Here is a 21,511-nt window from a genome sequence, read left to right on the forward strand (position 1 = left end):
GCGCTGATTCCTGTCATTGTCGCCACCGTCGGGGATCACGAGGTTGATGACCCAGCTGACGACACCGATGAAGAGCGCCCCGAGCACCGCCGACGGCCAGAAGTCGTCGACGTGGAACGCCAGGTCCAGCTGCTCGGCGATCCAGCTCGTCAGCATCAACAGCAGCCCGTTGACGACCAGCGAGATCAGCCCGAGCGTCAGCAGATACGCCATGCACCCAATGGTCTTGATGATCGGGCGCAGCACCGCATTGACGATCCCGAAGATCGCGGCGACGACGAGCACGGTGAGCACGGTGCGCCCGGTCGTCCCCTCAACAGTGATGCCCGGGATCACCAGCGTTGCCAGCCACACCGTGAACGCACTCACGCCGAGCCGGATCAGGATTCCCATGCCGGTGATCGTGCCACGCCCCACCAACCCTCTGCTAGCTGCGGCGCTGTACTTCCGCCCCACCGCTGCCGCGGCTGGCCCCGGCGGCGATGCTCACCCGGCGTGGTGCCCATCGGCACGGTGCCCATCGGCACGTTGATCGAAGGATGGATCCGGTCGTGTCGGCAGCCGGATCCATCCTTCGATCAAGCCGCCGGCTACCGGGCTGCTCGTGCGGTGACCACGAATGTTCACGGGGTTGAGGCTCCGCCCGCCCGAAGCTCGTTCTCCGCCCAGCGGCTCATGTGCTGATCGACGACCATTGAAGCCGGCGGTGCTCGTCCGGCGGCAGGCAGAATCCCAGCTTGATGCACAGCTCGTTGAGAAGCCGTTGAACGTCGGAGTCCAGATCGTCGCGGTGGCCCATGAGGGAAGCATGACGACGTACGTCCCGGAGCGACACAACGAACGTTTGTGGTCAGCGCAGAGTCGCGGCGGACGGCTGGCGGGCGAGGTACACGTCCGGTGAGTTGAGATCCAGTGGCGAGCGGGAGCGGGTCCCGGCGGACGGTGCCGGTGATGCTTCCGTGGTTGGGGCGGGATGCGGTGCGTCGATCGCGGGCGTTGCCGGGTTGGGAACGGCCGGCAGGGATGGTGGTTCTCGGCCGGTGCGGTGGATGGATGGTGGTCGAGGCGGCCGCCGTCGGCGGGGTACGCGGCCCGTCGGTTGAAGTCAGGTGGTGAACAAGTCCGGGAGCCGCTACGGCGCAGCAGCCGGCGTGGCGCGGAACCGCTGTGGGGCGAAGCGGACATCACCGCGCGGTGGTGCTGATGGTGGTGCCGGGGTTGGGGTGCGTCGCCGACGGTGCCGCGCGGCTCCGGGGCCGTCGCCGGGGTGGCGTCGGGTGGCTGTGCCGGGGGTACCGCCGAACTCGGTTCTGATTTCGGTGCGCGGATGTGGGCGTTGTCGGGATCGATGCGCGGTGGTTGTGGTCGCGGGTGGTGGATGGACCCGGTCTGCGGGACGAGGGTGTCGTCGGGGTCGATGTGTTTTGGTTGCGGTCGGCGTCTCTGGCTGGACCGGGTTGGCGGTGCTCAGCTGTGGCACGGAACCGCTGTGGGCGAAGCGGACATCACCGCGCGGTGGTGCTGATGGTGGTGCCGGGGTTGGGGTGCGTCGCCGACGGTGCCGCGCGGCTCCGGGGCCGTCGCCGGGCCGTCGCCCGGGTGACTGTGCCGGAGGTGCCGCCGAACTCGGTTCTGATTTCGGTGCGCGGACGTGGGCGTTGTCGGGATCGATGCGCGGTGGTTGTGGTCGCGGGTGGTGGATGGACCCGGTCTGCGGGACGAGGGTGTCGTCGGGGTCGATGTGTGTTGGTCGCGGTCGGCGTCTCTGGCTGGACCGGGTTGGCGGTGCTCAGCGGGTGGGGCCGCCGGTGAGCTGGAGCTCGATGGGTGTCGGGGACAGGTGGGTCCAGCGGAGGGTGTGGTGGTCGATCACGGTGCCGAGCATCTCGGGTGGGATGCGGGTCAGCCAGGACGCTGAGGCGGTCAGGCCGAGCACGTCGGTGGCGACGGTGGCCTCGGCTGGGGTCAAGGGCTGAAGGAAGACGAGGTCGGCCTCGGTCAGCAGGTCGGCGTCGGCAAGCGTCAGCTCGTCACGGATCACGAGTGTGGCGCGCCACGGGGACTCGGTCGAGACGGCGGGGAAGCCAGCCCCCGCAACGAGGTCTGCGTCAGGGCCGCCGGTGGACGTGGAAGTGGACGTGAAGCCGGTCGACGGCGTCGGTGCAGGAGCGGAAGCGGGCGTGGGGCCGCTGGCGTGAGCAGGAGCGGCTGCCCTGAAACCGGCGGTGGCAGTCGAGTCGGAAGCAGCCCGAGCAGCAGGAGCGGACCAAGCAGCCGGCGTGGGCTGAGCGGCGGGCGTGGGCCGAGCAGCGGAGGTGGGCTGAGCGGCAGATGCGGGCCGACCAGCACGGGTGGACCGAGCAGCAGGAGCGGGCCAAGCACCTGCTGCGGGCCGAGTCGCCGAAGCGGACCGATCAGCTGGCGTGGGCTGAGCAGCGGAAGTGGGCTGAGCAGCGGGAGCGGAGCGAGCAGGGGGAGCGGAGCGGGCATTGGGAGCGGCGTCGAGGACGAGGAGCTGGGGGTGCGTGGGTGTCGGAGCGGGAAGGGCGGCGGGCTGGCCGGCTGGGAGCAGCGTGATCTGCTCGCCGGTAAGAGAGCGCAGGAACGGGGACCAGGTGTCGGGGCGGGACGACTGAACCGTGACGTGGGCGCCGACGGCCAGGACGCGCAGGGTCAGGAGCTGGGCGCAGCGGGCGCCGCCGATCAGGACGGCGCGGGTGGGCTCGCTGCGGAACGGGTGGATGACGGCCGGGGCGCCGTGGCGGTCGCGGCCGAGCATCAGGCCCGACGGGGCGGGGGCGGGCTGGAGGTAGGCGAGGTCGGCGGTGGTGACGGGGCGGGCCGGTGTGCCGTCAGGGGTCAGGTCGTCGCGGCCGGTGAGCAGGCCGGCCAGCGCGGCGGCGGGCGAAGTGGCGCCGCCGCCGAGAGGGAGCGTGGCGGCCAATCCGTCGAGCTGGGCACCGCGCAGCCGGGTGACGGCGGCGCCGTGGGCGGTGGCCAGGCGGTGCAGCGCGGCGGTCGCCTGGTCCAGGGCGGCCGGGGTCGGGGCCGCGAGGCGGATCGTCAGCTCGGCATGGCACGGGTCGTCGCCGGCGGCGGTGAGGGCGACCGTCACGGCGGCGCACGGCAGCGTCAGCAGGTGCGTGGCGAACCGGCCTTCGCTCGGGTGGCGGCGCAGCCTGAACACCGCCTGGTGCAGGCCGCCGATCTCCAGGCCGCGCCTCGTCTCGCGGATCGGCACGCCGGGCCGCTGGCCGGCGGCCTCTGCGAGTGCGGCCGAGGCCGACTGCGATGTCAGCGGGTGCGCGGGCAGGCGCGCCTTGGCGAGCTGGCGGCACGCGCGGCGGACCGCGGCGACAAGGGTGTGCTCCAGGTCCTCGCGCTGATAGCCGCCGGCGCGGCGGGCGCGCACGCACAGCAGGACCCGCTGGTGCGCGAGGACCTGACCATCGGTGAGCTGCCGGTAGGACACGGCGGAGGGGGACGCGTCGCGGTTGAGGGCGGCGGTCGCGCTGATCAGCAGCTGGACGCGAGTCTCCGGAAGGTCCGGGGTCGGCGGGGGCAGCAGCGTGCTCAGGGGCGGGAGCGGCGGCGGGGCGTCACCGAGCAGGTCGGACAGGTCGCCGACCTGGATCATCACGGCCAGCCCGTCGGCGTCCTCGACCACGCCCGCGGACACGCCGTCGATGTCGACGGACGTCATGAACGGCCGGACGGCGCTCAACGGCCCGGTGCCACGCAAGCGCCCGAGCAGGCCGACCGGCGCCACCACGAACCCCAGGGCCCACGCCGGGTGCACCGTCCAGGCCAGGACGGACAGTCCCAGCGCGGCCTGGGCCAGCACGACGTACACGACTTTCCTCATATCGCCCCCCGCCTATGCGATCCACGGAATATCGTAAAGCGCCGGTACGACATTTTCGGAGGGGGCCGCATGGCGTCGCGGCAGGACCAGCTGCATTCGTACCAGTTCATGGTCCAGCGCGTCGTGGCCGCGTTGGTCATGCGCGAGAGCGACCCGCCGAGATCGCCGTTTCGGCGCGTAGCAGGGGCAACGCTGGTCGGGGTGCTGCTCGCTGCGCTCGGCATCGGGGCTGCCGCGGCTTACGCGCTGATCGTCCCCGGCACCTCCGGCAAATGGCGTGACGAAACAGCGATCATTGTGGAGAAGGAGTCCGGCGCACTATTTGTATATCGCGACCAACGCGTCCATCCAGTCCTGAATCAGGCATCCGCGCTGCTCATCATCAACCGCGCCGGAGCGAAAACCGTCTCGGTCAGCAGCAAGGCGCTCGCCCAGGCGCCCCGCGGCGCGCCGCTCGGCATTCCGGGTGCGCCCGCGTCGCTGCCGCCCGCCAGGAACCTCCATCGCGGGACCTGGGCGATCTGCGCGCAGCAGGCCGAGTCGGTGCTGTTCATCGGCGCGCGAGCGCCACGCGACGGCGCGCCGCTCGGGGCCAGGGCGCTGCTCGCGAAAGGAACGACAGAAAGCCTGTACCTGGTCGTACACGGGCGAAAACACCTCATCAGACAACCTGGCAGCATCCTGCCGGCGCTGGTGTGGTCGGGACGCGGCCAGGTCAAGGTCGCCCAAGCGCTCCTGCACGCCATCCCATCCGGCCCTGACCTGGTCGTTCCCGACATCGCCGAGCGCGGGCGCAAGGTCGCCGCGGGCACGGTCGGGCAGTTGTTCGAGGTCCGGACCGGGGACAGGGTCGACGCGTTCGTCGTGACGGCCGGCGGGCTCGCCTCCGTGACACCGTTGCAGGCCGCGCTCCTGCAGGTCAGGCCGCAGCCGCTGACGCCGGGGGAGTTCGCCGCGCTGGTGCGGGACCGGCCCGTCCACCCGCTCGCGCCCGGCGCCGGCCTGCCCTCCGAGGTGCCCGAGCTTCTCGATGATGTCTCCGGCGTCGCGTGTACGACCAGTGAGGCCACCATCACGACCGGCAACACGCTGCCCGACCTGGGGGCGGCACTGCGGACGCCCTCGGCGTCGGCCTCGGGCACCGTGCTGGCCGACCGGATCGTGGTGGCACCGGGCGGGGGCGCGCTTGTCCGTACCGACTCCGGAAACCTCACACTGGTCACCGATCTGGGCCGCAGACACGCCCTCCCCGTGGCGGGCGCCCTGCCCGGCCTCGGCTATCAGGGCGTGGAGCCGTTCGTCGTGCCCGGCGAGTTCGTCGCGCTGCTGCCGGCCGGGCCCGCGCTCGACCCGGAGGCCGCGCTCAGTAGTTCGTGAGGACCAGATCCGAGCTGGCCCGCGCGTCGGACCGCAGGTTGATGTCGCGGCGCGTGGCCATCGTCGTGGCGGTGAAGTCGCCGTAGATGCGGCGGGTGGCGTCGGTGTCGCTGTTGGTCATCGTGATCAGGACTCCGCGTCCGGTGGCGGCCCGCATCGCGGCGGCGAGGCGCTCGTGGTCCGTGTCGCGGAACTGCCCCGGCGTGTACCGCTTGAAATCCGCGAACCCGCCCTCGGGCAGGTACGGCGGGTCGAGAAACACCCAGTCACCCGCCGCCGCCTCGCGCAGCGGCTCCTCGAAATCGCAGAGCCGGATGTCCACCCCGGCGAGTGCCGCCGACGCCGCGAGCAGCGTTTCCCGGCGATAGTACGGGCGGTCGTAAGCGCCATAAGGCGCGTTGAACCCGCCCTGCCGATTGACCCGCCACAGCCCGCGAAACGCGGTCTTGTTGAGGTAGATCACCCGGGCGGCCCGCTCGATGTCGGTCAATCCGGCGGGGTCCTGCGCCCGGACCGCGGCGAACCGCTCAGCCGTGTTCGGCAACGCGTCCAGCCGCCGCATGACCGCTTCCGGCTGCGCGGCCACGGCGCGGAAACAGGCGACGAGCTCGGGATTGGCGTCAGACAGCACCGCCTTGGCCGGCCGTAACTCGAAGAACACCGCGGCACTGCCCATGAAGGGCTCCCAATAGCGCCCCGTGAACGGTGGCGCCATCGCGACCAACTGCGTCGCATACCGGGTCTTCCCGCCGGCCCACTTGATGAACGACCGGCCATCCGCCACGCGCTCCATCGTAAAGGAGAGGCGAAATGCCGGAAGTTATCCACAGGGAGGAATTACGTCTGGTTGCGGATCGGTGACTGCCGATACGGTCGGCGGGTCCGCGACACGAGAGACGGGGTGAGCACCGTGGCACAGACGACACAGGCGCAGCAGGCCGAGCTGCATTCGGCGGCCCAACGGTTCGAGCAGGTCAACGGCGAGCTGCAGACCATGCTGAGCACGCTGATGCGCGAGCTGGAGACGACGAGGACCGGCTGGCAGGGCGCGGGCGGCCGGTCGTTCGACACGGTCAAGCAGGCATGGCACCGCGACCAGGAGACGCTCAACAAGAACCTGCTGGAGACCGCCGAGGGCCTGCGCTCCGCCGGCCGCAACTACGAGGTCTCCGACACCGACGCCGGCGCCCGCTTCCGGGGCATCGGCACCAAGCAGCTGCCGCTCTGAGCCGGGGGAGACATTCATGGACGACACACTGGTGGTCAACTTCGCCGCCATGGACCACGCCGGGCAGTCCATCCAGAGCGCGCTCAACACGCTCACCGGCCGCCTCGACGAGGTCTCGCAGCTCGGCCGCCGCCTGACCGCCGGCTGGCAGGGCGAGTCCCAGGAGGCGTACGCCGCCCGCCAGGCCAACTGGGAGCGCGCCGGCGCCGACCTGGCCGCGACGCTGCGGGAGATCAAGGTCGCACTGGACGAGTCCATGCGCCGCTACCTGGAAACGGAGCAGCGCAACAGGCACCTGTTCCCCCAGCGCTGAGGCGCCCGCAGACAGCCCGGTCCGCACCTGCTCGCGGACCGGGCCCGCGCGCCGTGCCCGCGGCGCTCGCACGCCGGGCTTGGCTTCGACGAGCGCCGGGTTCATCCGACCCGGCGCGGTCCGGCATGCCTGGGGGGTCGAGCGGCTGGCGACGGCGGCCAGGCCGGTGCCGGCCAGGAGCAGCCCGGCCGAGCGGAACAGCGATCGTGTCATCGCAGGCTCCGAATTCTCTTCCCGTTACCAACTGCCGTCGGTGAGGCGCCATCCGGCAAATTGCTGATCTCGCTGGAACGCATCGCGGCAGATCCGATTCGCACGCAATTGCGCCGTGGGGCGATCGGTGCAGCGGAAGAACATTCCGATACGCAGCAGGCTCGGCTCGGCCCGGGTGGTGATGTGTTCCAGATCATCGGCGGTGGTCGCTACGGCGTTGAGTGCCGCGACCACCCGGGCCGGGTCGAGGACCGGGAGGATCGCCTGCGCGGTCCGCTCGACCGACACGTTGACCAGCAACATCACTCACCCCCAGATCGCACCGTCGGTGTGCGGCGGCACGACGACAGTGGGGGACACCGTGACGACGGGGCCGTCCGCGTGGGGCGCCGCCTGCCCCGCGCCGGCCGCCGCCTGCAGCGCGAAGAATGCGACCGCGGCCAGAAAAATCGATCCGGAAATGGCAATCATGCGGGCGGAAAAAGACATGGCTTCGCTCCCCGTCGATAGTGGGTGATTCGTGGCGCCGGACCGTTTTCCGGCGCCTCCCGGATTTGCCTGCCTCCGGTGAGAACTACTCTGGCCGATGCCGGAATGGATCAGAAGACCTTGCGCCTGTCCCCTTCCGGCCTGGCCGGAAGGGTCCACACCACCGCCGGAAATGCCGTGCGCTGCGGCTATCGCCCGAATTGCCGTCGTGGCCCGCCCGGCGCTTCCAGCGATGCGATCATGACAACGGTCGATCAACGCGCTACAGGATCAAACGGGGGTTCTGCATGCTCGAGTACTTCGGTCTGGGCACCACCGCCGAAGGCGTCTACCGCCTCATGCTGGACAAACCCAGCTGGGGTGTCGTGGACCTCGCCGGCGAGCTCGGCGTTGAGCCGGCGCAGGTGCGGGCCGCGCTCGACGAGCTGTTCGAGCTGTCCCTGATCCGCGACTCCGCGGAGCGGGAAGGTCACCTGCGCGCGGTCAGCCCCGGCGTCGGGCTGCAGCTGCTGCTGGCCAAGCAGCAGGAGGAGCACGACCGGCAGACCCAGCGCATCGCGGCCGGGCAGGCGGCGATGGCTCAGCTGGTGGCGGAGTACTCCAGCCGCGAGACGCTCCGGGCGTCCAGCGACGCCGAGCAGGTCCTCGGCATGGACGGCATCCTGGGGCGCATCGAGGAGCTGACCGACGCGACCCGGGTCGAGATGCTCAGCATCATGCCCGGCGTGCAGGCGCCGGCGGCGATGGACGCGGCCCAGCGCAACAACGACATCCTGCTCGCGCGCAACGTCACCATCCGCACCGCGATGCAGGAGGCGGCCCGCAACGACAAGGGCACCCTCGCCTACGCGCAGAGCCTCACGGACGCCGGTGCGGAGGTCCGGGCGGCGCCGCTGCTGCCGCCGCGGATGCTCGTCTTCGACCGCGCCACCGGCCTCGTCCCGATCGACCCGGCGAACACCTCACACGGCGTGCTGGTCCTCACCGGGCGCGGCGTGGTGGCGTCGCTGGTGGCGTTGTTCGAGCAGGTGTGGGCGAGCGCGGTCCCGCTGGGCGCCAGCAGGGCCCGCACCCGCCACGGCGTCACCCCGCAGGAGCGGGAGCTGCTGCGGCTGCTCGGCCAGGGGCACACCGACGAGTCCGCGGCGAAGCGGCTCGGCGTCTCCCAGCGGACCTGCCGGCGGATGATGGCCGACCTGATGGAGCGCCTCAACGCCCGCAGCCGCTTCGAGGCCGGCCTGCTCGCCGCCCGGGCGGGGTGGCTCTGAGCCGCGCCTGACCGGCGGCCGTCGACCACGCTCCCGCGGCGGCCGAAGCTGGTCGCCAAGGGGCGGGGCGTGGGTCGCTTGCGGTCTGTCAGCGGCGGTGCGGGGTGAAGGCGGGTTCCGAGCGGTCGGCGGTCCCGGGCGGTTCGGGGAGGCGTTGGAGGCCCGGGCGCCAGCGACGGCCGCGGCCGCGGGGGAGGACGACCGCGGTCAGCAGGAGCAGCGCGGCCACGCCGGCGGTCAGGGCGGCGATCAGGAACGTCTGGTGCTCGGCCGCGGCGCGCTCCGCTGCGTGTGCGTCAGTGGTGATCGGGGGAAGTGGCTGGCTCGCGCGGGTCGGCTGGGCGCCGGGCTCCTCTGTCAGCGCGCGGTAGGGGTTCAGCACGCCGGCGCCGTAGCCCGGGCCTGCCGCGCCGCCGTCGGCGGTTGCCGTGAGGCGGGCCGCGATCTCCGTTGCTGTCAGTTCCGGGTGGTACTGGCGGAGCAGGGCCGCCGCGGCGGCGACGTACGGCGTCGCGAAGCTGGTGCCGTCCACCGTGGCGAGGCCCCGGGGCGGGAACGCCGTCAGGACGCGGCCGCCGGGTGCCACGAGGTCGACGTAGGTGCCGGTCTGTGAGCCCGGCAGGCGCTGGCCGTCCGGGCCGATGGCGCCGACCCCGATCACACCGTCGTACGCGGCCGGGAACGGGGTCCGGTTGCCCTCCGCGAACCTGTTCCCGGCCGCGGCGACCAGGACCACGTCGCGCGACACCGCGAAGCGGACCGCCTCGCGCACGCCGGGATTGTCCTGGTACGACACCAGCGACAGGTTGATCACCCCGGCGCCCAGCTCGACGGCCGACCGGATCGCCGAGGCGACGCCCGCCGGGGTGCCGCGCCGGCCGGCGGTCGTGCCGTCCTCGAGCTCGACCAGCTCGCTCACCCGGAGTGCCAGGATCGTCGCGGCCGGGGCGAGGCCCTGCAGCGGTGAGCCGGCGACCGGGCGTGCGGCGATGATGCCCGCCACGCCCGTGCCGTGGCCGACGCAGTCGACCAGCGAGCCGCCTTCCCGGAACTGGTCGGGCCCCTCCCGGACCGCGCCTTGGAGCTGCGGGTGCCCGGCGTCGACGCCCGAGTCGATGACCGCGACCGTCACGCCGCGACCGTCGGCGAGGGGGTTGAGCTTGCGCTGGTCGTACATCTGCGAAGGCCACGGAAGCGAGGCCGGGGCGGTCGCGGGTGGCCGGATCGGGGCCGGGCAGGCCGGTGGAGCGTGCGCCGCGACCGTCGGAGGTGCGACAAAGAATGCGACGAAGTAGCATGAAACGCTCAGAACGGCCGACCTGACGGCTCGCGGCATGCGCAGATCGTAGTCGTTCGACCCTCGGACGGTGACGCTCGTGGGACAGGCCTGGGTTCAGAGGCGGTTGGATCGCTATGCTGACCGGAGCGCTTGCAGGGTCGCACCCCTCGGATTGCCGTGGCCGTATAGGTTAAGTTTCGCGAGCGCGGCGGTTCTGAGCCCGACAGAGGGGGTGGCCGTGAGCGAGTGGCAGCCGGCCACCGAGGCCGAGGGCGCCATGCGTGACGCCCTGCGCGCCAATGACCAGGAGCAGTATTTCCGCATCCTGGCGCGGACGGACATCCTGCTGCCCATCGCACCTGAGGGCGTGCAGAGCGGCGACTCCGGCTGGGGCACCTGGACGACCGAGGGCCGCACGCACGTGCTGGCGTTCACGTCGCCCGAGGCGCTCCGGGAGTGCCTCGCGGGTCATCCGGGCACGCATCGGCGGGTGCCGTTCCGTGACCTGTCCAGCATCTGGCCCAATGTGGAGTGGTGGCTGGCGGTCAACCCCGGCCTGCCCATCGAGGGCTATCTTCCGTCGTGGTTCGTGACCCAGATCACTCGCGGCGATGTCCGGCTGCCGGGGCGCACGCTCGGGGCCCGGGCGAGGATCGAGCAGGCGTCCGGCCCGCGGGCCAGGGCGACGGCGCAGGTGCCGGTCCGCGGCGTGCCCAACCAGCCCGCCCCGACGCCGATCGAGCGCCACCGCATGAGGGCCGCCGAAGCGTCGTCGCCCGCGCCGACCTCCGGGCCGCCCGGGCCGACCTCCGCGCCGCCCGGTTCTGGGCACGCTGGATCCGGCCTGGCTGGTGCTGGGCTCGGTGGTGCTGGGCTCGGTGGTTCCGCGCCGTCGGGGCCTGGTTCGTCGGGGCCTGGTTCGTTCGGGCCTGGGGCTTCTGGCGCCGGGGGCTCTCGGTCCGGGGTTCCTGGAGCCGGCGCCGGTGGTCCAGGGGCCGGTGGGTTCGGGCGGCCGCCTGCCGGGCCGCCGCCGAAGCGGGACGTGCCGCCGCCTGACGTGGCGCCGCCCGGGGCGTTTTTGCCGACGCGGGCCGATCGGCCGATCAACTTCGAGCGCACGACGGGGGCCGCGGGCTATGACCGGCCCGCTGACTTCCGCCGTCCCCGGCCGCCCGCCGCCGCTCCGCCGCCGGCGGGCCGGTCTGGGCTCTTCGACGAGTCGGACCGTTCGTCGCTGGACGTGCCGGGCGAGCGCGAGCTCTTCGGCGACGTGAGGCCCGACGCGACCAGCCGCGCGCCGGGCTGGTCACCCGGCGCCGACACCCGTCCCGCACCGCAGTCCAAGCCGTCCGGCCTGCCGATGCGGCCGACGTCGCCCGCTCCCGGGCCCGCCGGTTCTTCGGGCCTGCCGATGCGACCCACGTCGCCCGCTCCCGGGTCTGCCGGTCCGTCTGGTCTGCCGATGCGGCCCGGTGCTGGTGAGTCCGGTTCATCGGGCTTCGCGGCGCGTTCCGGTGGTGCCGAGGCGGGGCCTGGCGGCCTGCCGATGCGGCCGACGTCGCCTGCTCCCGGGTCCGCCGGTCCGTCTGGTCTGCCGATGCGGCCCGGCGCGGAGCACGGCGCTTCCGGGCTGCCCGCGCGGCCCGGCGGCGAGTCCGGTCTGCCGATGCGGCCGACGTCGCCGGCGGGGGGTTTGCCGTCGCGGCCGTCCACGGCGCTTGGTGGTGGCTCGGCGAGGCCGGTGTCCGGTGGCCTGCCGTCGCGCGGCGCCGGCGGTGGTGGTGCTGACGGGCCTGGCCAGGACGACCGTGAGGGCGATCCGCGTCGGTACTGGCCACGCCGCGAACCCGCACGCAGCCTCGGCGAGATCTTCACCGAACACGCCGACCCGGTGATCCCGGCGGCGTGGCAGCCGCCCCCGGACCTGCCGCTGTCGACCGCTCCGCCGCTGCCGACCCGCCAGCCGGGCGGGCGGGGCGAGGGCGACGTGCCGGCCGCGTTCAGGCCCGGCGAGGGCGGCGCGCTGCCGTCCCGGCCGATCCCGTCGGCACCCGGTGGCGGCCCGCTGCCGTCGCGGCCCGGTCCTGGCGAAGGTCCTCAGCCCGGCGGCCCTGGGTCGCATCCCGGTGGTCCGGGTCTTCAGCCCGGCGGTCCGGGTGCTCTCCCGCAGTGGCCCGGTGGCGAGTCCGGGCTGCCGCAGCGGCCTGGTGGTCCCGGCGCGCCGAGTGGGTTGCCGGTGCGGCCCGGGCTGGTCGACCCTGGCGCGTTCCGGCCCGGCGAGGACGCACCGCCGCCCGCGTCTCGTGAGGGCGGGTTTCTGCAGCCTGCGCCGGGCGGGTTCCTGGACGGGCGGGACAGGGACGACGAGCCTGCCGCGTTCCTTGGTGAGCAGCCCCGGCCCGGCCAGAGCGAGAGCGGGCCGCAGGGACAGGGCGGATTCCTGTCCCCGCCCGGCTTCGGTGACTCCCCGCCCGGCTTCGGTGACTCCGCGTCCGGCTTCGGTGACTCCGGGCCTGGCTTCGGTGACGCGGGGTCCCGTGCCGAGGAGCCGCGGCGGCCGCAGGCGGAGCCGCCGTTGCCGTTCGATCGGCCGGTGTTCGACCGTCCTGGGTTCAGCCGGCTGGACATCGAGGCGCCCGAGGTCGATGAGGCGCCCGCGCCCGTCGACGAGCCCGGGTCGCTCTTCGGGCCGGTCAAGGGCCGGGCCAAGGCCGCCGGGTTCGGACGGATCTCGGACCTGGACGACCACCCGTTCTTCGCCGATGCCGAGCCTTCCGGGTTCGACGCGCCGGGCCGCTCGTCCGGGTCGTCGGACCGCGACCACGCGCCGCGCGAGCAGGTGCCGTGGGGTCCGGACGCGTTCGAGCAGAGCAACCGCGACCAGCTGGCCCGGGAGATCGCCGCCCAGCAGGCCGCCCGCGAGCAGGCAGCGCGCGACCAGGCTGCCCAGGAGGCCCGCGACCAGGCCGCCCAGGCCCGTGAACAGCTCGTCCGTGAGCAGGAAGTCCGGGAGCGGGAAGCACGGGAGCGGGAAACACGAGAGCAGGAAGCACGGGAGCGGGCCGAGCAGGAAGCGCGGGAGCGGGCCGAGCAGGATGCGCGCGAGCAGGCCGCCCGCGACGAGGCCCGCCGGCTCGCCGAGCAGGAAGCCGCCCGGGAGCGGGCCGAGCACCAGGCCCGTGAGCAGGCCGCGCGCGAGCAAGCCGCCCGCGAGCTGGCCGAGCAAGAAGCCCGTGAACAAGAAGCCCGTGAACAAGAAGCGTGGGAGCGGGAAGCACGGGAGCGGGAAGCGCGGGAGCAGGCCGAGCAGGAGCGGGCCACGCAGGAGGCCGCCCGCGAGCTGGTGGCCCAGCAGGCCCGCGACCTCGAAGCGCAGGAAGCGGCCCGTGAGCAGGCAGCGCGGGACGCCGGGTCGACCGGCGAGAGCGCGTTCGAGCCATGGCGGCCGTCCGACGGGGCGACGGGCCTCGACCTGGCGGCTGAGCTGCGGGCGATCGAGGAGCGCGCCGCCCAGGCCAGGGCCGCCGAGGAGCAGGCCGCCCGCGAGCTGGCCGAGCAGCTGCGGGCCATCGAGGAGCGGGTCGCCCGGTCCAGCGCCGTCGAGGACGCCCGCCGCCGCGCCGAAGAGGCCAGCGGCCGGGCCGCGGCGATTCCCGGGGCAGACGGCGACACCACGGACGGCGGACAGGCCAACCGCGAAGACGCCGACCGCGCGGTGGGCAGTGCCGGGCAGAGCTGGGCGGGCGGGCAGGGTGCCGCCCGGGGCAGCGAATCGACCCAGGCGATCAACCGGCCCGCTGAGGACGCACCGGTTTCGTTCTTCGCTGCCGGTACATCAGCCGAAAACGCCACAGGAGCGGCGCCCTCACACGAGGTGAGGTCCTTCTTCGAGTCGGTCTACGAGCCCGAGGTCGTCGACGAGCCGCCGGTGCGGCTGCATGCCGACGTCGTCGACGCGGAGGTCGTCGCCCCGGGCACCACGGTGCCGGTGAAGTCGGCGGCGGCGCAGGCGCGGGACTTCCGGCCGGCCAACACGGTCGAGCAGGACCTGTTCGAGGCGGTGCAGGCCAACAGCACCGACCGGTTCCTGTCGACGCTGCTGCTGGCCAAGATCCTGGTGCCGGAGTGGACCGGCGAGGGGCTGATCGACCCGGCGTCGTGGCGGACCGAGCACATGAACGGCCTGCCGCACCTGGTCGTGTTCACGTCCGCGGAGCGGATGGCGGACCGGCTCGGTGCGGACACGCAGGGTAGCTGGATCAAGTTCACGCGGCTGATCCGCAACTGGCCGCCGGGGGACCAGCTGGCGTTCGCGGTCAACCCGGACTCGCCGACCGGGGCGGTGCTGCCGGGCACGGAGGTCGTGCAGCTCGCGACGTGGGCCGCCGAGCTGGGCCTGGGCGTCGACGAGCCGGAGCCGGTGCAGTCGGTGCAGCAGCCGAGACCCGCGCAGCAGCCGAGACCCGCGTTCGAGCCGCCGGCGTCCAGCGGGCCACTGCTGATGCAGAAGCCGATCTCGCCGGAGCAGCTGTCGTACTACCTGGAGCGCGGCTACGACCGGGTGTCGGGCTTCGTGCACCGCGCCGGCGAGGTGGCGCACCTGCAGACGCCGGAGCAGCTGTACCAGGCGCTGGGCCTGGGGTATGCGGGCTCGTCGTTCAAGCCGGACGCCGAGGAGGCGTACGTGCTGCGCTGGAAGGCGTACCGCGGCGACCTGTACCGGATCCCTTACGGCGGATCGCACGAGGCGGGGATGCGGGCGATGGAGGGCTGGGTCATCGAGCGCCCGCCGTTCCGGGGCAACGGGTTCGCGCCGAGCGAGACCAGCGACGTGATCGCCGAGTTCAAGGTCGACAGCGCCCGGCTGCCGCACCACGCGGAGCTGTGGCGGCTGCGGCGCGACGGCCGGCAGGAGCTGATCGCCCGCCTCGACGCCGACGGGCCGGCGTGGCGGAAGGGTCAGGAGCTGTGATCCGGGACGGTTACGCCGCCCGCTGGCAGGGCGCGGAGTACGAGGCCAGCCCGGACGGCGACAACGTCCGCCTGTACCGGCCGGATCCCAGCGACGGCTTCGAGGAGGTGCGGCCCGGGCGGTTCCGGCGGGTGGTGCCGCTCGGCGAGGTCGACTTCGCGTATGTCCGCACCACGTGCTTCTGGCGCGACGAGCCGTTCATCGTGCTCGGTGAGCACGACGGATGGCTGCGCGTCGAGTACACCGGCGGCAAGGCGACCGTGGCCGCCGAGCTCGGCCTCGAGGAGTTCGACTATGGCGTGTATCAGGGCTGGGCCCCCCGCGCCGACGTCAGCGAGTTACGGGAGTATCGGGTCTAGCTCGTTTTGATCCACCGCAGGATCTCGCCGGTGACGATCTCCGGCTCCTCCAGGTGAGGGAAATGTCCGACGTTGGGCATTAATCGCCATTCATACTCGGCCTGCGCGTAGCGGCCCGATCCCTGCGCGGTCCGCGGCAGCACCGCCGTGTCCAGCGCGCCGTGCAGCTGCAGCACGGGCGAGGTGACCGGCTTCTGGAGCTGCTTGACGAAGCGGTACCCCTGCAGCCGCAGCGCCGATCGCACCGCCCACCGGTAGGTCTCCAGGGCGCAGAACGCCGCCTGCGGGATCCGCATCGCCTGCCGGCAGCAGTGCTCGTAGTCGCGGTACTCGTCGGTGCCCACCCACGCCGGCCCGCCCCACATCGCCAGGTACTCGCCGACCAGCGCGGCGTTGTCGCGGGTCAGCACGTGCTCGAAGCGCGGCAGCTGAAACTTCAGGACCGGCCGCGCGGCGGCGAGCTGGCCGCGCGGGTCGGCCGCGAGCGCCGCGCGCAGCCGCAGCGGGTGCGCCGCGCCGAGCACGACCAGGCGCCGGACCAGCTTCGGGTGGAACGCCGCCGTCGTCCAGCCGATCATGCCGCCGTACCCGGCGCCGACGAGGTACGCGGACCGCTCGCCGAGCGCGCGGATCAGCCCGGCGACGTCACCGGCCATCGTGTACCCGTCGTAACCGCGCGGTGGCTTGTCGCTCGCACCGTAGCCGCGCAGATCGATGGCGACCGTCCGGAAGCCGGCGTCGGCGATCGCGGTGAGCTGGTGGTGCCACGCGTACCAGAACTCGGGAAAGCCGTGCAGGAACAGCACCAGCGGACCGGTCCCGGCCTCCGCGACGTGGAACCTCGTGCCGTTGGCGCTGACGAAGCGGTGCGACCACGCCCCGTCGAGCATGACGCAGGTGTCGTCAACCGCGGAGTTCATGTTGCTCAGCGTAGGGCCCCGGAGCCCGGATCCCTGCCAGGCGACCGGCTGTGATCCACGGCTCTCGAAAGAGGCCGAGGGTTCTCGGCAGGGGTGGGTCACGCCTAGCGTTCAGCGCATGAGCCTGCCGTTGCCGCTGATCGAAGTCTCGGGCACGCCCGGCGAGTGTGGCATCGCTTACGGTGCCGCCGCCCGTTCGATGATCGCCGCGAACACCGCCAACTACCTCGAGCGGTTTGCGGCGACGGGCCTCGATCGCCCGGCCGTCCGGCGCGCCGGCAGCCTGTTCCGCGCCGCGTCCCGGCAGCACGCCCCCCGCGTGGCGGAGATGCTCGACGGTGTCGCTGAGGGTGCCGGTGTACCGGTGGAGGAGATCTACGCCCTCAACGCCCGCACGGAGCTGCTGTACGGCAACACGGAATGCACCTCGATCGGCGTGCTGGACACGCGGGCGGCCTCCGGTCACACCCTCCTGGCGCAGAACTGGGACTGGCACCCGGCGCAGCGCCCGTACACGCTGCTGCTGGCGACCCAAGACGAGCGCGGATCGACGGTGCTCACGCTGACCGAGGCCGGCATGCTGGCCAAGACGGGGTTCAACGACGCCGGCCTGGGCGTGTGCGTCAACATGCTCACCAGCGACCGGGACGGCCGGCCCGGCGGCGTGCCGTACCACGTCCTGCTCCGCGCCGTGCTGGAGGAGCGCGTGCTCGGCACGGCGCTGCGGGTGGCGTGCTCCACGCCGCGCAGCGCGAGCATCAACCTGCTGCTCGGTCAGGCGTTCTCCGCGGGTGTACCGGGGGAGCTGATCGATCTGGAGGTCGCTCCGGGCGACGTCGGCGTGCTGCATCCGGTCGACGGCGTGATCACCCACGCCAACCACTTCGAGGCGCTGCCGCGGGTGCACGACACGTTCCGTGACATCGGCGGCTCGTCGTTCTTCCGCGGCGCCCGGGCGCGCCGCCTGCTCGGCACGCTTCCCGTGGACGAGAAGCACCTCCAGGCGGTGCTCGCGGACCACGGTGGTCACCCGCAGGCCATCTGCCGGCACGACGCGGACGCGTTGACGGAGGAGGACCGCTCCGAGTCGCTGTACGCCGTCATCCTCGACCTCGACGAGCGCCGGATGTCCATCGCCGCCGGTCCGTCGTGCCAGGCCGATACGTATCACGAGGTCCGGCTAAACGGACTTTTCACCTGACCGCCGCGGTGCAGAACCACCTTAAATGTATCTGTGCTGATGAGGCTGTTCCCGCGGTCTGCCGATGCCGTCCGGAGGCCTGTTTTCGCAGCTCAGCACGGTTAAGTACGGCAGGACCTCGGTGATCTTCACGATGGGTCGCCACGTGGCTCCTTAAGTCCTGGTCAGAGCGCTTCAGACGCGGCTTGTCGGTGCACTTGGCACCCACTACCTTCCCGATCGACGCACGTGAGCCCCCACCTCGTCGGAATCGGGATTTGTAGATGAACGAGCGAGACGTGCCGAGACGGCGCCCGGGACAGGGCCCTGACGGTAATTACGACCCGTACGCCGACTCGTACTACGAGTCCGGCTACGAGGACCAGACCGGCAGCGGCCGGCGTGGTTACGACCGCGCCATGCCCGCCGATCGCGGCGGCTCGGGCCCGCACTTCTACGACCCCAGCACCGCCGCCCGCAACTACGGCGCGGGCCTGCCCGACATCGAGGACGACAACTTCGATGACGAGGAGCCGTCGAACTGGCGCCGCCGCACGGCGATGATCGCCATCGGCGGTGGCGCGGCCGCCCTCATCGGTGGTGGCGCCTACGCCGTCACCCAGTTCTTCGGCGAGGGCACCAGCCCGTCCACCGTCGGCGCCGAGACGCCCGTCGACACCGCCGCCCCCGCGTACGTCGACCAGAACCAGAGCCTGATGAACGGGCAGGCCGGCCTCGGCATCCGCAAGAACACGCCGACGACGGGCAACTCCTTCGGTACGCCCGCCGACGCGGCCAAGAACGCCAAGGTCACCGCCAAGACCGTGCTGCCGACCAAGGACCCGGTCCGGCACCTCGCGAGCCGGCTCACCTTCGGGCCGAACGCCAAGACGATTGCCGAGATCAACAAGCTCGGCATCAACGGCTGGATCGCCAAGCAGCTGAAGCCCGAGACGATCCCGCTGACCCGTGGCGAGCAGAAGGCCGACGCCGAGCTGGTCACCTGGACCATGTCGTACGACCAGCTCAAGGCGCAGCGCGAGGACCTGGACAAGAAGGGCATCCAGGCGGACGACCAGAACGTCCGCTACGCGATCGCCAAGCAGCTCTTCTCCGACCGCCAGCTCTTCGAGATGATGGTCGACTTCTTCGGCGACTACTTCCACGTCTCGGCCTTCCACGACGGCAACGAGCTGATCCGCGCCTCGTTCGAGCGCGACGTCATCCGCAAGCACGCGCTCGGCAACTACGTCGACATGTTCGTCGCCGGCAACAAGCACGCGGCGCTGCTGCGGTACCTCGACCAGGACGAGTCGACCAAGGACCAGATCAACGAGAACCTCGCCCGCGAGAACCTCGAGCTCTACACGGTGGGCGCCTTCAACGGCTACACCGAGACCGACGTCCGGCAGGCCGCCATGCTGCAGACCGGCCGCAGCATCCGGGACAACCAGTACGTCTACCGCCCCGAGCAGCATTACGTCGGCCCCGTCAAGATCATGGGCTTCTCGCACGCGAACCCGACCGCCGAGGGTGGCGAGGCCGTCCAGGAGGCGTACTTCCGCTACATCGCGCTGCACCCGAACACCGCGCGGTACATGGCGCAGAACCTCGCGACCCGGTTCGTCTCCGACGTGCCGCCGAAGACGCTGGTCGACGCGATGGCCAAGACGTACCTGGACAAGAAGAGCAACATCCCGGCCGTGCTCATGACGATGCTGAGCCGCACCGAGTTCTGGGAGTCCGTCGGCCAGAAGGTCCGCCGCCCCGGCGAGTACCTGACCGCGACGTACCGCGCGCTGGAGATCGGCGCGGAGGCCCCGGCCGGCTTCACCTCCAACAACATGAACGTCAGCCCGATGGTCCAGGGCCTCGGCGACATCAAGCGCAAGCTGGAGGAGTACGGCCACGCCCCGATGGAGCTGCCGACCCCCAACGGCTACCCCGACGTCTACGTGGCGTGGACCTCCGCCGGCACGATGGTCAACCAGTGGAACGACGCGTACACCGCCGTCACCGGTGGCCGCCGCCAGTTCACCTGGCAGAAGCCCGAAGCGATCATCGCCACCCCGCCGGCGACCGCGGGCGCCTACCTCGACGCGCTGACGAAGAAGCTGATCAACGTCACGCTCGACAACGACCGCCGCACGGCGATCCTGCACATCGTCGGCCCGACGATGACCGCGAGCACGCCCGTCGACGCGACCTTCAACGGCGCGATCGCCTCGGTGATCCGGGCCATCTTCGCCACTCCCCACCACCACCTCCGGTAAGTCGAGGCATACCAATGGAGAAGACAGTGCGCGCACAACACCCGTCACTGCACCCTGAGTGCCCCGACCTGCTGAAGCTCGGCCCCAACCGGTTCGAGGCGGCGCTGCGGGCCGAGGCCGTCGCGGTGCAGGAGGAGCAGAAGGCGACCCGCGACCAGTACCTCGAACTCGCCCGTCAGGAAGACGAACAGGACGAGGGCAAGGGCGTCACCCGCCGCCGGTTCTTCGTCGGCGCCGCGGCCACCACGACCGCCCTGGCGACCAGCCAGTTCCTGACCACGCAGGCCTCGTTCGCGGCCACCCCCACAGGCACGCTCATCCACGTGTTCCTGTACGGCGGCGCCGACGGCCTGTCCTTGTTCGCCCCGATGAACGACCCGGTCCTGCAGCGCGTCCGCCCCAGCTTCACGCTGCCGGAGAACGGCTCGATCCCGCTGGACCGTGGGTTCGGCCTCAACCAGTCCTTCGCCCCGCTGAAGAAGTACCTGGACGCGGGCCAGCTGGCCTTCATCCCGGCCGTCAGCGACCGGCGCCTCGACCGCAGCCACTTCGCCGCGACCGACATCTGCCAGCTCGGCGGCCTCCCTGCCGAGACCGGTGGTATGGGCTGGCTGACCAACCTCGCCGACAAGCTCGGCCCGGGCACCGCCTTCCGCGCCATCGGCATCGGCTCGACCCTGCCCCGCTCCCTTGTCGGCGGCGGCGGCGCGCTCGCGCTCAACAGCGTCGGCTCGCTCAACGTGAACGGCGACGGCAAGTACAAGCAGGCCACCGTCGACGCCATCCAGAAGCTCTTCACCGGCACCAACCACCCGATCGAGGCCCCGGTGAAGGCCGGCATCGACGCCCTCACCCTCGCCTCCACGCTGGCGCAGAAGGGCTACACGCCGACCGAGGGCGTCAAGTACACCGGCGTGGGCAACGCCTTCAAGGAGCTCGCCCAGCTCATCAAGGGCGGCGCCAATGTCCGCATCGCCACGATCGGCATGGGCGGCTACGACACCCACGAGAACCAGGGCACCCGCGGCGGCTACCTGGCCGGCCGCTTCGGCGAGCTGGCCGCCGGCATGGCGGCCTTCTTCGACGACCTGGGCGACCTGGCCGCCAACATCACCGTCATGGTCTCCACCGAGTTCGGCCGCCGCGTCGCTGAGAACGGCGGCGGCACCGACCACGGCAAGGGCGGCGGCGTCATCGTCCTCTCCGGCAAGAAGCTCGCCGGCAACCTCCTCGGCAACTGGAACGGCCTCACCACCCTCACCAACGGCGACGTCCCTGAGTTCAACAACATGTTCAGCGTCTTCGGCTCAGTGGCCCAGGGCCGCTTCGGCCTGACCGACGCCGAGGTCGGGCAGATCTTCCCCCGCCAGACCTACACGCCGGTCAAGATTTACGCGTAGCTCCACCTACGCGTGAGGAGGGGCGGCCCCGGTCCCGGGGGCCGCCCCGCTGTTCTTCCGCCCCGCTGTTCTTCCGCCCCACCGCTGTCGCGGCGGGTCCCGGCGGGGATTCTCACCCGACCGCTGTGCTGCCGCCCCACCGCTGTCGCGGCGGGTCCCGGCGGGGATTCTCACCCGCACCCCAATGCGCCGCTCCGCGGCGCACAGCCGACGCTTGCGCGTGGCTGGATTTGCGCGTACGCGCCCATCCCGTGGTCACCCGCCGCCGTGGCCGAGGAGATCCACCCCGACGCCACCCACCGGGCCATCCACAGCGACTGGTGATCGAAGGACGGTCGTGGCTGTGCGGGCGGCCGCCACGGGACTTGGATCATG

16 protein-coding genes and 1 pseudogene are annotated in these 21,511 nt (G+C 72.0%); 9 read left to right on the forward strand and 8 right to left on the reverse strand.

What is annotated here, in order from left to right; genetic code table 11:
* Positions 1-33: 33 nt before the first annotated feature.
* The 3 genes and pseudogenes from ACFY3L_RS28675 to eccE form a co-directional block, all read right to left on the reverse strand.
* Positions 34-393 (reverse strand): annotated as a pseudogene (locus ACFY3L_RS28675) (phage holin family protein); the annotation flags it as partial.
* Positions 394-673: 280 nt separating this feature from the next.
* Complete coding sequence (locus tag ACFY3L_RS28680) at positions 674-799, reverse strand: hypothetical protein (protein ID WP_389330512.1); 126 nt, start codon at positions 797-799, stop codon at positions 674-676.
* A 990-nt stretch (positions 800-1,789) separates the two neighbouring features.
* Positions 1,790-3,853, reverse strand: coding sequence for a type VII secretion protein EccE (eccE, locus tag ACFY3L_RS28685; protein WP_389330515.1), 2,064 nt, complete (start codon positions 3,851-3,853; stop codon positions 1,790-1,792).
* An 81-nt stretch (positions 3,854-3,934) separates the two neighbouring features.
* Here eccE and eccB point away from each other — a divergent pair, with 81 nt between their 5' ends.
* Positions 3,935-5,242 (forward strand): type VII secretion protein EccB, encoded by a 1,308-nt coding sequence (gene eccB / locus ACFY3L_RS28690; protein ID WP_389330518.1) that lies wholly within the window; start codon positions 3,935-3,937, stop codon positions 5,240-5,242.
* Here the strand turns inward: eccB and ACFY3L_RS28695 are convergent.
* The gene (locus ACFY3L_RS28695) at positions 5,229-6,035 is read right to left on the reverse strand and encodes a DNA adenine methylase (protein ID WP_389330521.1); all 807 of its coding nucleotides are present in this window, start codon (positions 6,033-6,035) and stop codon (positions 5,229-5,231) included. The genes eccB and ACFY3L_RS28695 overlap by 14 nt on opposite strands.
* 117 nt (positions 6,036-6,152) lie before the next feature.
* Between ACFY3L_RS28695 and ACFY3L_RS28700 the strand changes: the two genes are divergently transcribed.
* Both ACFY3L_RS28700 and ACFY3L_RS28705 read left to right on the forward strand, forming a co-directional pair.
* Positions 6,153-6,470, forward strand: coding sequence for a WXG100 family type VII secretion target (locus ACFY3L_RS28700; RefSeq protein WP_389330524.1), 318 nt, complete (start codon positions 6,153-6,155; stop codon positions 6,468-6,470).
* Positions 6,471-6,486: 16 nt separating this feature from the next.
* Entirely contained in the window at positions 6,487-6,783 is a 297-nt protein-coding gene (locus ACFY3L_RS28705; RefSeq protein WP_389330527.1) for a WXG100 family type VII secretion target, read from the forward strand.
* A gap of 237 nt (positions 6,784-7,020) precedes the next feature.
* Here the strand turns inward: ACFY3L_RS28705 and ACFY3L_RS28710 are convergent, their stop codons facing one another.
* Both ACFY3L_RS28710 and ACFY3L_RS28715 read right to left on the reverse strand, forming a co-directional pair.
* Positions 7,021-7,299, reverse strand: a complete 279-nt coding sequence (locus ACFY3L_RS28710; protein ID WP_389330530.1) for a hypothetical protein — start codon at positions 7,297-7,299, stop codon at positions 7,021-7,023.
* A 3-nt stretch (positions 7,300-7,302) separates the two neighbouring features.
* Positions 7,303-7,485, reverse strand: a complete 183-nt coding sequence (locus ACFY3L_RS28715) for a hypothetical protein (RefSeq protein ID WP_389330533.1) — start codon at positions 7,483-7,485, stop codon at positions 7,303-7,305.
* Between the two features lie 287 nt (positions 7,486-7,772).
* On the opposite strand from ACFY3L_RS28715, the gene ACFY3L_RS28720 reads away from it, so the two are divergent.
* A complete protein-coding gene (locus ACFY3L_RS28720; protein ID WP_389330536.1) occupies positions 7,773-8,753 on the forward strand; it encodes a LuxR C-terminal-related transcriptional regulator in 981 nt (326 codons plus the stop codon).
* Between the two features lie 88 nt (positions 8,754-8,841).
* Here ACFY3L_RS28720 and mycP read toward each other — a convergent pair whose 3' ends face one another.
* Complete coding sequence (gene mycP / locus ACFY3L_RS28725) at positions 8,842-10,089, reverse strand: type VII secretion-associated serine protease mycosin (protein WP_389330539.1); 1,248 nt, start codon at positions 10,087-10,089, stop codon at positions 8,842-8,844.
* 181 nt (positions 10,090-10,270) lie between these two features.
* On the opposite strand from mycP, the gene ACFY3L_RS28730 reads away from it, so the two are divergent.
* Both ACFY3L_RS28730 and ACFY3L_RS28735 read left to right on the forward strand, forming a co-directional pair.
* Positions 10,271-15,004, forward strand: coding sequence for an SseB family protein (locus tag ACFY3L_RS28730; protein WP_389330542.1), 4,734 nt, complete (start codon positions 10,271-10,273; stop codon positions 15,002-15,004).
* Complete coding sequence (locus ACFY3L_RS28735; RefSeq protein WP_344509059.1) at positions 15,001-15,363, forward strand: hypothetical protein; 363 nt, start codon at positions 15,001-15,003, stop codon at positions 15,361-15,363. Before ACFY3L_RS28730 ends, ACFY3L_RS28735 begins: the two co-directional genes overlap by 4 nt.
* Here the strand turns inward: ACFY3L_RS28735 and ACFY3L_RS28740 are convergent.
* The gene (locus ACFY3L_RS28740) at positions 15,360-16,283 is read right to left on the reverse strand and encodes an alpha/beta fold hydrolase (RefSeq protein ID WP_389330545.1); all 924 of its coding nucleotides are present in this window, start codon (positions 16,281-16,283) and stop codon (positions 15,360-15,362) included. The genes ACFY3L_RS28735 and ACFY3L_RS28740 overlap by 4 nt on opposite strands.
* Positions 16,284-16,401: 118 nt before the next feature.
* Here ACFY3L_RS28740 and ACFY3L_RS28745 point away from each other — a divergent pair, with 118 nt between their 5' ends.
* From ACFY3L_RS28745 to ACFY3L_RS28755, 3 genes are all read left to right on the forward strand, one after another.
* Positions 16,402-17,484, forward strand: a complete 1,083-nt coding sequence (locus ACFY3L_RS28745) for a C45 family autoproteolytic acyltransferase/hydolase (RefSeq protein ID WP_389330548.1) — start codon at positions 16,402-16,404, stop codon at positions 17,482-17,484.
* 278 nt (positions 17,485-17,762) lie between these two features.
* Positions 17,763-19,736 (forward strand): DUF1800 domain-containing protein, encoded by a 1,974-nt coding sequence (locus ACFY3L_RS28750; protein WP_389330551.1) that lies wholly within the window; start codon positions 17,763-17,765, stop codon positions 19,734-19,736.
* 26 nt (positions 19,737-19,762) lie between these two features.
* On the forward strand, positions 19,763-21,136 hold the full coding sequence (locus tag ACFY3L_RS28755) for a DUF1501 domain-containing protein (protein WP_389330554.1): 1,374 nt from the start codon (positions 19,763-19,765) through the stop codon (positions 21,134-21,136).
* Positions 21,137-21,511 lie beyond the last annotated feature (375 nt).

Source organism: Dactylosporangium sp. NPDC000521, from assembly GCF_042898305.1.
GTDB lineage: Bacteria > Actinomycetota > Actinomycetes > Mycobacteriales > Micromonosporaceae > Dactylosporangium.